Here is an 11,813-nt window from a genome sequence, read left to right as displayed (position 1 = left end):
ATGGAAAAGACCTGGAACAACAAGGCCTGGTTCATGGTGCTGCCGGTGCTGGTGCTGGTTGCCTTCTCGGCAGTCATCCCGCTGATGACGGTGGTCAACTATTCGGTGCAGGACACGTTCGGCAACAATGAATTCTTCTGGGCAGGCACCGACTGGTTCATCCAGGTGCTGCAATCCGACCGCTTCTGGGATGCGCTGCAACGTAACCTGCTGTTTTCGGGCATCATCCTCGCCATCGAAATTCCGCTTGGTATCCTGATCGCGCTGAACATGCCCAAAAAGGGGCTCGGCGTTCCTATCTGCCTCGTCCTGATGTCGCTGCCGCTGCTCATTCCGTGGAATGTCGTCGGCACCATCTGGCAGGTGTTCGGCCGCGTCGATATCGGCCTGCTCGGCTATACGCTGGCAGCGATCGGCATTCCTTATAACTACGTCAACAACGTTCTGGACGCCTGGATCACCCTGATCGTCATGGACGTCTGGCACTGGACCAGTCTTGTCGTTCTGCTCTGCTATGCCGGCCTCGTGTCGATCCCGGACGCCTATTATCAGGCTGCCAAGATCGATGGCGCGTCCCGCTGGGCGGTGTTCCGCTACATCCAGCTGCCGAAGATGAAGCGCGTGCTTTTGATCGCCTTCCTGCTGCGCTTCATGGACAGTTTCATGATCTATACCGAGCCTTTCGTCATCACCGGCGGCGGACCCGGAAATGCCACCACATTCCTGTCGATCGATCTCGTCAAGACGGCCATCGGCCAGTTCGACCTTGGCCCGGCAGCAGCACTTTCGCTCATCTACTTCCTGATCATCCTGTTGCTCTCATGGATATTCTACACCGTGATGACCAACAGCGATGCGCAAAGCTGACGGACGGAGGGAGGAAAAACAATGACCACCGCGACACAATCTGTACCCCAGGCATCCGGCCGCAGCCTCTCCTGGCTGGTGCCCACGATCTACATCATCTTCCTGTTGTTGCCGATCTACTGGCTCGTCAACATGAGCTTCAAGACGAATACCGAGATCACCGGTGCATTCTCGCTCTATCCGCATGAGCCGACGCTCAGGAACTATGCGGTGATCTTCACCGATCCGTCCTGGTATAACGGCTATATCAACTCGATCATCTACGTGGTGATGAACACGGTCATCTCGGTCTCGGTGGCGCTGCCTGCGGCCTACGCTTTCTCGCGCTACCGGTTTCTTGGCGACAAGCACCTGTTCTTCTGGCTGCTGACCAACCGAATGGCGCCGCCGGCCGTGTTCGCGCTGCCGTTCTTCCAGCTCTATTCCGCCTTCGGATTGATCGATACGCATATCGCGGTTGCCTTGGCGCATTGCCTTTTCAACGTGCCGCTGGCAGTGTGGATCCTCGAAGGCTTCATGTCGGGTGTGCCGAAGGAAATCGACGAGACAGCCTATATCGACGGCTATTCGTTTCCGCGCTTCTTCATCCGGATCTTCATCCCTCTGATCGCCTCCGGCATCGGTGTCGCAGCCTTCTTCAACTTCATGTTCTCATGGGTGGAACTGCTGATCGCCCGCACATTGACGACGACGGATGCCAAGCCGATCGCCGCGATCATGACGCGTACGGTGTCTGCATCCGGCATGGACTGGGGCGTGCTGGCAGCGGCCGGCGTGCTCACCATCATTCCCGGTGCGATCGTCATCTATTTCGTCAGAAACTACATTGCCAAGGGCTTTGCCCTGGGGAGGGTTTAATGGCCACGCTGTCCCATCGCACCAATCGCTGGCCCGTGGCGCTGGCTGCCGTACTCGTCGTCTATGCTGTCCTGATCGGGCTGCTGATCATGGCGCTGCCGATCAAGGACGGCGTGCGCGACTGGTTCGCACCACTGATTCCCGGCGGCTGGATGGCCTGGTCTTTTCCCGGCGCCATGTTCTTTCTCACCATCTTTGCGCTGCTATCGCTGATGGCGGTCTGGGAATATGCCAGCCCGGGCGGCAATCCGCGCGTCGGTATCCTGCGGTTCGAGACGACGCGCGGCGACCGCCTGTTCGTCTCGTTGCTCGGCAGCGCCTTCATTCATCTCGCATGGCTGGGACTTGTCGGTCCCAACGTGTGGTGGGCTCTTGCTCTTTCCGTTGTCTACGCCATCGGCGTGTTCAAGCTGGTCTGAGGCAAGATTACTGAAACGGATTGCCTGGGAGGCAGTCCGGCACTGCAATCGCAAAACCTTTAAGGGAGGACAATTATGCGACGGCACCTTTTAACATCGACAGCAGTTCTGCTGCTGGCTTTTACAGGGTCCGCATTTGCGGGCATGGACGAGGCAAAGCAGTTCCTGGACAAGGAAGTCGGCGACCTTTCGTCGCTTGATCGCGCCTCCCAGGAAAAGGAAATGCAATGGTATATCGATGCCGCGAAGCCTTTCGCCGGCATGGATATCAAGGTTGTTTCGGAAACCCTGACGACGCATGAGTACGAATCCAAGGTTCTGGCACCGGCCTTCACCGCCATCACGGGTATCAAGATCACCCATGACCTGATCGGCGAAGGCGACGTCGTCGAAAAACTGCAGACACAGATGCAGTCGGGCGAAAACATCTATGACGCTTACGTCAACGATTCTGATCTGATCGGCACCCATTGGCGCTACCAGCAGGTTCGCAACCTGACTGACTGGATGGCCAAGGAAGGCAAGGACGTTACCTCGCCAACGCTCGACCTGCCGGACTTTATCGGCACGTCGTTCACTACGGCGCCGGACAAGAAGCTCTACCAGCTTCCCGACCAGCAGTTCGCCAACCTTTACTGGTTCCGGTACGACTGGTTCAACGACGAAAAGAACAAGGCTGACTTCAAGGCGAAGTACGGCTACGACCTCGGCGTTCCGGTCAACTGGTCTGCTTACGAAGACATCGCCGAATTCTTCACCGGTCGCGAAATCGACGGCAAGAAGGTCTATGGTCACATGGACTACGGCAAGAAAGACCCGTCACTCGGCTGGCGCTTCACCGACGCCTGGCTGTCGATGGCCGGTAACGGCGACAAGGGCATCCCGAACGGCCTTCCGGTCGATGAATGGGGCATCAAGGTCAACGAGAAGTCCCAACCCGTCGGCTCGTGCGTTGCACGTGGCGGCGATACCAACGGCCCGGCGGCTGTCTACTCCATCCAGAAATATCTCGACTGGATGAAGGCTTATGCACCGCCGGCAGCCCAAGGCATGAACTTCTCCGAATCCGGCCCGGTTCCGGCCCAGGGTGAAGTTGCCCAGCAGATCTTCTGGTACACGGCGTTTACCGCCGATGCCGTCAAGAAGGGGCTGCCTGTCGTCAACGAGGACGGCACGCCGAAATGGCGCATGGCACCGTCGCCGCATGGCGTCTACTGGAAGGATGGCATGAAGCTCGGCTATCAGGACGTGGGTTCCTGGACGCTGATGAAGTCGACGCCGGAAGACCGCGCCAAGGCCGCTTGGCTTTACGCGCAGTTCGTCACTTCGAAGACCGTTGATGTGAAGAAGAGCCATGTCGGTTTGACGCTCATCCGCGAATCTTCGATCCGCCACGAAAGCTTCACCAAGCGTGCGCCGGAACTTGGCGGTCTGATCGAGTTCTACCGTTCGCCGGCCCGCGTACAATGGTCGCCAACCGGCACCAACGTTCCGGACTATCCGAAGCTGGCCCAGTTGTGGTGGCAGGCGGTGGGTGATGCCGCTGCCGGTAACAAGACCCCGCAGGAAGCCATGGATTCGCTGTGCGCCGAGCAGGAAAAGGTGCTTCAGCGCCTCGAACGCGCCGGTGTCCAGGGCGATATCGGTCCGAAGCTGGCCGAAGAGCATGATCTCGAATACTGGAACAAGGATGCCGTCTCGAAGGGCAATCTTGCACCCCAGCTGAAGATCGAGAACGAAAAAGAAAAGCCGGTCACCGTCAACTACGACGAGCTGGTCAAGAGCTGGCAGTAAGGCAAGAAAACCGGCGCCGGGTAACTCTGGCGCCGGAGCTTGCTTTCAGCTTCTGCTAAAAATGAAAACCGCCCGAAGACATGATCTTCGGGCGGTTTTCATTTTTGTGGTTGGGCAGTTGCGACTACGGTTATGGGCCCGTCCAGCGCTTTACCGCGTTGATTGCGGTGCGCGTCATGATCTTCAGATCCAGAAGCAGCGAGAATTGCCTGACGTAATCGACATCCGAGACGATCTGGCGGATCGCCATCCAGCGATGCCCGGCCGGATCATTGAGATCGGCGGTCTGGGCTAGCCCTGTCAGGCCCGGCCGCATCAGGTTGCGGTATTCGTAACCCTGCACGAGATCGCTGTAGCTGCGCCCTGCGACGAGCATGTCGGGAATATGCGGGCGAGGGCCGACCAGCGACAGGTCGCCAACTAGCACGTTCCACAATCGTGGCAAAGTATCGAGATGGGTCCTGCTCAAGAAACGTCCGAGCGGCGTGACGTGCTGATTGTCAGTGATTGACTGATGGGCAGCGCAGGCGTCAACGGGCCGGCAGCGGAACGTCAAAAGCTCGAACGGGGCTCCGTTGAGGCCGGTGTGCAGTTGCCGGGAGAAAACCGGCCCCCTGCTGTCCAGCTTGATGAGCACCGCAATAATGACAAGAGCAGGGGCAAGAATGAGAAGCCCGGACAATGCGCTGGCGGTATCGATGGTGCGTTTGACTGCGAGCTGAACGGGAACGTCGGGGACGCGAACCGGATTGAGGTAAAATTGGCGCAAACCCGGTGAGGACTGCGGGCCTTGGAGCGTCACGGAACCCGTTTTGCCACGGCTGCTTTCCGATGCCCGGAAGGGACCTGTTCGTTGCGGGAGTATTTTCTCCGTCATGGACTTACTTCTTTCCGCTTTGACAGGCAGATCCGCTTTCCCGTTGATCGCTGACAAGAAAGACCTCATCCGCAGATATTCTGTCAGACGGTTTCGGATCTGGTTCATCCGCGCAGTGAAACATGCAGGTTTAACGTTTCGTTAAATGTACCCGCTTTGACAAAGTCGTGCGAATCCAATCCGTTCCCGTGGTTAATGTGCGGCGGGTCGAGGGTTCGATGTGTGAGCTTGGCATGGAGATTGGCAGCTGTTGCGGGGCCCAATCGATTTTTTTGCCAGAGGAAGAATTGGCTTATGGTGCCGCAGTGCTGGGCTCTGTCAGAGGAAGCCCGCCGGCGCTTTCGCCGGCCATCATGCCGTCTATCATCGGCAGCCCGTCGCTTCCGGTCAGCTGAAACCACTTGCTGCGGTCGAAGTACAAGTCTCCCGGCATCTTCTTGCCGTGCATGACGATCTGATTGGCGAGGAAATTGTAGCGCGGTGTTTCGCCGAATTCCTTTTTGAACTGGATGCGGCTGCCGAAATTGCGGATGTCGAACGGCTCAAGCTCGTGGATCTTGCCGATGATCTCTTCCGGGTTACCCCAGCGGACCTGACGCAGGAAGATATTGGCTGCCTGCCCGGCAAGCTCCGTGACCTTGGCCGTATCGGCTGCAGTTTCGATGTTCAGTTTGACACGAAAGGACGTGACGCGGTTTTCCTCGTCGCCCTTGATGACGATGAAGAGCGAGGATTGTTCGGGAGCGCTGGAGGCAGGAAGCTCGACCGAGGAGGAACATTCCCAATTGTCCTTGTTGGCACGGCTGATGGTCCAGTCCAATTCGCCGAAACCACCGTCCCTCAATTGCTCACACAGGGTCCGCGGGTCGCTCTGGATCAGGCGGATGAAGTGCTGTTCCGGGGCCTTGAGGTCGTTGAAGGCATAGACGGGAAGGACCATGCGCGCCGGTGGCAGACGCAGGCTTCTGGTCTGGGTTATCTTCACCTGTTTTGCTTCCGGCTCTGCATGGGGCAAGAGGTCGGGATAACCGAGATAGGTCAGCAGCAGATCGAGATTGCGGTGGTTGTTGGCAAGCAGAACCGTCGCCAGAATGCCGGCAAAGATCAACCCGACAGCGACGAGGAAAAATATCTTTCCGGACCGGCTTTTCCGTAGCGCCTTCATGCCGAAACCTGAACTGCGCAGTTTTCGCCGGTCTCAGACATCATGGATCCATATGCCTTGGCCATCTGGCGCTTCTCGTCTCACCCTCGCGATAGGTATTGTCGAGAAAAAACAGACATATCAAGGTATAAAATGAAAGAGGCCATGCTGGGGCGCCAGGGTGGGTAGCCGGTTGAAAGAAAACGCCGAAGAGAGGCCGTCACCGTGTACTTGGCTTCGCCAGCACGGCTATGGGGTGTGAGTAGCGAATTGGGCCGACAGTTCGGAGTTTCCGCCGGCGTCGTATTCGAAAATAGTCTTACTGCGCGGCAATTGCCGGGCGGGTTACCGTATCACCGCTGAAGATGATGACCGCAAACAGCAATACGCCCGCGAATGTGATCAGCGATGCGATTGCGACAACAGGTTCCATCGCCGGATTTCCGGTCAGCATCAGGTAGAGTGCCGGTACCATCAGGGCAACGCCCGCCGTGTAGACAGCGTATTGGATCAGGGCGATCCGCCGTTCGGCCTTGGTTGGGTTTAGCGCATGGTATCCACCAAAGATCGCCATCGTTACCCAACCAAGCAGATTGGCATGGGCATGCGCGCCGATGGCGCTGTGATCCTGCGAGATGGCCATGGTCAGGCCCATCGCAATTCCGATGATCAGGAAAATGATGGCAGTGCGGAAATAGAGCTTTGCGATGCGCGGCATATGTCTTCCCCCAAGTGTTGCCCTGGCGAATATTAGCACTCACTCTGGTTGGGCGCGAAGGCCAAATTTGGTCGCTTCTGGGCCGGTCAAGACGAAGGGAAAGCTCAGCTTCCTTCGTCCGGAATGTTGAGAACGTGACCGCAGGCCTTGCAGTGTACTGCATCGGCGTCGTGTCTTTGCAGGCCGCATTGGGGGCAGGGGAAGACGACCTTGTGCGGCCGCACGATCGCCTGCGCCAGCCGGACGAACAGCGAGATGCCGAAGATCATCGTGATGATCGAGGTCAGCTTGCCGAGCGTGCCGGGCAGGGTGATATCGCCAAAGCCCGTCGTCGTGATGGTGGCGACGGTGAAATAGAGCGCATCGACAAACCCTTCGACGCCCGCTGCCTGGTGGTAGAAGAACGCCGTGTAGACGAAGCCGGTGACGAGGAACAGGAAGGTCACGAAATTGATACAGGCACGGATGACGTCTTCCCACTCGGCATAACCCGCCCGCTGGATCAACAGCGTGAACACCTTGCTTTGCCCAAGTGACCAGATGCGGAAGGCGCGCAGGAACGCGAAGTTGGAAAATTGCTCCGGAAACAGCAATGTCGCGAGGATTGCGACATCGACCCACGTCATCGGCCGTGTCAGCCAGCGCCGGAGGTTGGCGGCGATCAGTGCCCGGGCGCCAAGCTCGAAGGCGATCAACGCGGCGATGGCATAGTCGATAATGAGGTACGCGTGGCCCTCAGCGAAATAGGGGCCGACGAGGAAGAAAATGATGATGGCGAGATCGATGAGCGCCATGGTGATCTGAAATCGGATCGCCCGCGCACTGGTCCCGAGATAGAGCATGCGCAACTTGCAGCGCAGAGCATGGAATGGAGGTTCTTCCGATTTTTCAGTTTCGCTGGGCTCTATCATGACGTTGAAATAGGCTGGTGCGGCAGGGCGGTCAATGCTGACGGATCTGATGACGCGCCGTTGCATAGCATGGTGGCTTTGCAATTTGGCCGTGTCCGCCTTCCGGGCACAAAAAAAGGCTGGAATCAGGTGCTTGAAGATTACATTAAGTTCACTTTATTTAGCTGTTGCAGGATGTATATCGTCGATGACAATGCAATTCGAAATGCCCCACCAGGAGCTCCATGTCCAATCCGGCCGATAGAAACGATGAAAACGATGGTGCTGAGGTCCGGGTTCAGCGGGTGTGGCTTCAGGGCCGGCTGCTGACGGCGATTGCCACGATCCTCATTCTTGCGCTTGCGGGGTATGCGATCTTTCACCTGACCAGTGAAGTTCGCTACGAAGACGTGATGTCCGCGCTCGATAACACCAGCGCAACATCGATCGCGCTTGCCATCGGCTTCACCGGGTTGAGCTTCTTTGCCCTGACCTTTTATGATGTCGGCGCGCTGATCTATCTCAAGCGCCGGTTGCCCTATGCCGATGTGGCATTGACGGCGTCGGCAGCCTATGCGGTCGGCAATACGGCAGGCTTCGGCCCGTTAAGCGGCGGCGCTATCCGTTATCGCGCCTATTCTCGCCTCGGCCTGAAGCCGGAGGAAATCGGCGGTATTATCGCTTTCGTGACCCTTGCCTTCGGCCTCGGGCTTGCAAGCGTCGCGGCCCTCAGCCTGTTGATGATCGCGCCGGAAGTGGCGTCGCTCGTCGGAATGAGTTCGGCGGCGCTGCGTGCAGTGGCGGTGCTGATCCTGGCCGCCCTGCTGGCTTTGATGGTTGCTGGCCGCAATGGCCGCGCCTTGCAGCTTGGGCGCTTTTCTCTGCGCATTCCGGATTCGCGCACGGCCTCGCGCCAGTTCCTTGTGACCGTCCTTGATCTCGCCGCCTCGGCCTCCGTCCTCTACGTTCTGTTGCCGGATGGCGTGATCGGCTGGCCAGCGTTTTTGGCGATTTATGCGGTCGCGGTCGGACTTGGTGTTCTCAGTCACGTCCCGGCCGGCCTCGGTGTCTTTGAAACGGTGATCGTTGCAGCGCTCGGCCAGGCCGTGGATGTCGATACGGTGCTGGGCGCTCTCGTCCTCTACCGTCTGATCTACCATGTGCTGCCGTTGCTTCTGGCGGTCATCTTCGTCATCGGTGCCGAGCTGCGCAGCCTTTACCGCAAGCCTGTCGCCTCCAGCCTTCGCCGCGTGGCCGGGCGGTTGACGCCGCTGCTGCTTGCTACGCTGGCGTTGATCCTGGCCGCCATGCTGGTGTTTTCCAGCGTCACCCCGACCCCGGACGACAATCTGGCCTTCCTGTCCGGCTATGTGCCGTTGCCGATTATTGAAGGCACACACTTCCTCGCCAGCCTGCTTGGCTTGGTTCTTGTCATTGTCGCGCGCGGTCTTGCGCGGCGGCTGGACAGTGCCTGGTGGGCTGCGATGGTCGTCGCGGTCATCGCGCTGTTGTTTTCACTGCTGAAGGCGGTTGCGCTGATCGAGGCCAGCCTGCTTGCCTTTTTCATCGTCAGTCTGCTTGCCACGCATCGTTCGTTCGATCGTCCGGCAAACCTGTCGAACGAACGGTTGACGCTGCCTTGGTTGACGGCGATGCTGGCGCTGTGCGCCTTCGCCGTGATCGTGCTGTTGTTCGTCTATCGCGACGTGGAATACAGCAATACGCTCTGGTGGCAGTTCGAACTGTCGGAGGAGGCCCCTCGCGGCCTTCGTGCCGTGCTCGGGTTGACGATCTTCTCCGGTGCCGCAGCGCTCTGGAGCCTGTTGCGGCCGGCCAAGGGGCCAAGAGAGGCGTCTTCCACAGAAGACATCGACAGGGCGATCGCCATTGCCAACGCGCAGGACATGTCCGACGCCAATCTTGTGAGGATGGGCGACAAGAGCCTGATGTTCTCAACCGATGGCCGCGCCTTCATCATGTATGGCCGCCAGGCGCGTTCCTGGATCGCTCTGTTCGATCCGGTTGGCCCGCGCGATGCATGGCCGGACCTGATCTGGCGGTTCATCGAGGAAGCCCGTTCCTGCGGCTGCCGGCCGGTTTTTTATCAGGTTTCGCCTGCAGGGCTTTCCTATTACGCGGATGCCGGCCTGCGGGCATTCCGTCTCGGTGAATTGGCCACGGCGGACCTGACGACCTTCGAGCTGAAGGGCGGCAAGTGGGCCACTCTGCGCCAGACCGTCAGCCGCGCGCAGCGCGACGGTCTGGAATTTGCCGTCATCGAGCAGGCCGATATCCCGGCAATCATGGACGATCTGGTTGCGGTCTCCGACGCCTGGCTTGCGCATCATCGTGCCAAGGAAAAAGGCTTTTCGCTCGGCGCGTTCAATGCTGACTATATCGCGGCCCAGCCGGTAGGTGTTCTGCGCCTGAACGGGAAAATCGTCGCCTTTGCCAATATCCTGGTGACCGACGCCTGCGAGGAAGGCACGATCGATCTCATGCGCTTCCTGCCGGATGCGCCGAAGGGATCGATGGATTTTCTCTTTGTGTCACTGATGGAGTATCTGCGCGACAGAGGGTTTAAGCGGTTCAATCTCGGCATGGCGCCTCTGGCCGGCCTTTCCGGCCGCCGTTCCTCGCCTGTCTGGGACAAGGTTGGCCGCACGGTTTTCGAACACGGCGAACGCTTCTATAATTTCAAAGGCCTGAAGGCTTTCAAGTCGAAATTCCATCCGCACTGGCAGCCGCGTTACATGGCAGCGGGTGGTGGTATCAATCCCGTTCTGGCACTGATGGATGCAACATTCCTGATTGGCGGCGGCGTAAAGGGAATTGTGAAGAAATGATCTTGAAGACATTCTGCCAGGCCGCCTTCGCAGCCAGCCTGATTTTCGCGGCATCCTCGGCACGATCGGAGGATCCAGCCGCCTTCGATACGGGCATGATCCCATCGCCCCATATCCTGATGCCCACTGGCGACGTCGCTGCCGCAGTTGTGCTGATTTCCGATAAGGGCGGATGGTCGGAGAAGGAGGACACGCTCGCCAAAAGCCTGACCGATGGCGGCGCCTTGGTCATCGGCATCGATCTGCCGAGCTACCTTACGTCGCTGGCGAAGGACGACGGCGATTGCATCTACATGGTGTCCGACATCGAAGCCCTGAGCCAGCAGGTCCAGCGGGCGGCAAAAAACAACGATTACCGGCTGCCGATCGTTGCCGGCGCCGGAGCGGGCGGTGCGCTGGCTCTGGCCATCGCAGCCCAGACCCCGGCAGCGACAATCGGGCAGACATTGGCCATCGACCCCGAGGCCGGCATCGCGCTGAGCAAGCAGCTCTGCACGCCTGCCGACAAGAAAAAGGTGGGTGACCGGATGGTCTACGGCCTGACAGACGGGCCGCTGCCCGATCCGGTCACCGTGCTGTTTACCAAGGATGCGCCGGCAGACGGCCGCGCCCATGTTAACGAGCTGACCGCCAAGCATAGCGACATCGAGATTACTGAAACGGATGATGATATGTGGACGGCGTTTTCCGATACGCTGTCAGCGCTCGTTTCCGCCTCCGCAGGCGAAGACAATCCGCTGGGTCTACCCCTGACGGTGCTCGAAACCAAGCCGACGCGCGACACGATGGCGATTGTCTATTCCGGCGATGGTGGCTGGCGCGATATCGACAAGGAAGTTGGTGATGTGCTGCAGCAGCAGGGCATGCCGGTCGTCGGTATCGATTCCCTGCGTTACTTCTGGTCGGAACGCCAGCCGCAGGAAACTGCCGATGATTTGCATCGCATCATCGCTTTTTATGGCAAGCGCTGGAACGTCAAGCATATTCTGCTGATCGGCTATTCCTTCGGAGCGGATATCCTGCCCCGGACCTACAATCTGCTGCCGCAGGCCGACAAGGATCGGGTTGCGCAGGTATCGCTTCTCGCGGTGTCGCATCAGGTGGATTACAAGATTTCCGTTCTCGGTTGGCTCGGTGCTGCCGCTGCGGACGGTGCCGGAGATCCGGCCGACGACATCACCAAGATGAAGCCAGCTGTCGTGCAGTGCATATATGGCACCGACGAGGACGACGATGTCTGCCCGACGCTGAAGGATACCGGTGCCGAAGTCATTGCCATTGATGGCGGGCATCATTTCGACGAGGATTATCCGGCGCTGGTCAAACGTATCCTGGATGGGTTCGATCGCAGGCTGGCGGCTATCGCCAAGCCTTAAATTGCCCTTGGCTACTTAAAATTA

10 protein-coding genes are annotated in these 11,813 nt (G+C 58.7%); 6 read left to right on the top strand and 4 right to left on the bottom strand.

The genetic code is table 11. From position 1 onward, the window contains the following. From ACQY8Q_RS10135 to ACQY8Q_RS10120, 4 genes are all read left to right on the top strand, one after another. The gene (locus ACQY8Q_RS10135; RefSeq protein WP_428426464.1) at positions 1–867 is read left to right on the top strand and encodes a carbohydrate ABC transporter permease; all 867 of its coding nucleotides are present in this window, start codon (positions 1–3) and stop codon (positions 865–867) included. A 21-nt stretch (positions 868–888) separates the two neighbouring features. Beyond that, positions 889–1,725, top strand: a complete 837-nt coding sequence (locus ACQY8Q_RS10130; RefSeq protein ID WP_428426463.1) for a carbohydrate ABC transporter permease — start codon at positions 889–891, stop codon at positions 1,723–1,725. After that, complete coding sequence (locus ACQY8Q_RS10125) at positions 1,725–2,144, top strand: DUF2160 domain-containing protein (protein ID WP_428426462.1); 420 nt, start codon at positions 1,725–1,727, stop codon at positions 2,142–2,144. Before ACQY8Q_RS10130 ends, ACQY8Q_RS10125 begins: the two co-directional genes overlap by 1 nt. A gap of 75 nt (positions 2,145–2,219) precedes the next feature. Beyond that, positions 2,220–3,938: a carbohydrate ABC transporter substrate-binding protein gene (locus tag ACQY8Q_RS10120; protein ID WP_428426461.1), complete on the top strand. Its 1,719-nt coding sequence runs from the start codon at positions 2,220–2,222 to the stop codon at positions 3,936–3,938. Between the two features lie 130 nt (positions 3,939–4,068). Here ACQY8Q_RS10120 and ACQY8Q_RS10115 read toward each other — a convergent pair whose 3' ends face one another. The 4 genes from ACQY8Q_RS10115 to ACQY8Q_RS10100 form a co-directional block, all read right to left on the bottom strand. Further along, positions 4,069–4,815 carry a sugar transferase gene (locus tag ACQY8Q_RS10115; protein WP_428426460.1) on the bottom strand — a complete coding sequence of 249 codons (747 nt, stop codon included), beginning with the start codon at positions 4,813–4,815 and terminating at the stop codon, positions 4,069–4,071. A gap of 292 nt (positions 4,816–5,107) precedes the next feature. Continuing rightward, positions 5,108–5,980, bottom strand: coding sequence for a DUF6030 family protein (locus tag ACQY8Q_RS10110; RefSeq protein ID WP_428426459.1), 873 nt, complete (start codon positions 5,978–5,980; stop codon positions 5,108–5,110). Positions 5,981–6,278: 298 nt separating this feature from the next. Next, a complete protein-coding gene (locus ACQY8Q_RS10105) occupies positions 6,279–6,677 on the bottom strand; it encodes a hypothetical protein (protein WP_428426458.1) in 399 nt (132 codons plus the stop codon). A 104-nt stretch (positions 6,678–6,781) separates the two neighbouring features. Continuing rightward, the gene (locus ACQY8Q_RS10100; protein ID WP_428429741.1) at positions 6,782–7,588 is read right to left on the bottom strand and encodes a potassium channel family protein; all 807 of its coding nucleotides are present in this window, start codon (positions 7,586–7,588) and stop codon (positions 6,782–6,784) included. A gap of 224 nt (positions 7,589–7,812) precedes the next feature. Here ACQY8Q_RS10100 and mprF point away from each other — a divergent pair, with 224 nt between their 5' ends. Further along, complete coding sequence (mprF, locus tag ACQY8Q_RS10095) at positions 7,813–10,413, top strand: bifunctional lysylphosphatidylglycerol flippase/synthetase MprF (RefSeq protein ID WP_428426457.1); 2,601 nt, start codon at positions 7,813–7,815, stop codon at positions 10,411–10,413. Beyond that, a complete protein-coding gene (locus ACQY8Q_RS10090) occupies positions 10,410–11,789 on the top strand; it encodes a virulence factor family protein (protein ID WP_428426456.1) in 1,380 nt (459 codons plus the stop codon). The genes mprF and ACQY8Q_RS10090 overlap by 4 nt, the downstream gene beginning before the upstream one ends. Positions 11,790–11,813: the final 24 nt, after the last annotated feature.

It is taken from the genome of Pararhizobium sp., from assembly GCF_965279435.1.
In the GTDB taxonomy this organism is placed as follows: Bacteria; Pseudomonadota; Alphaproteobacteria; order Rhizobiales; family Rhizobiaceae; genus Pararhizobium.
This window is presented reverse-complemented; position numbering and strand designations above follow the sequence as displayed.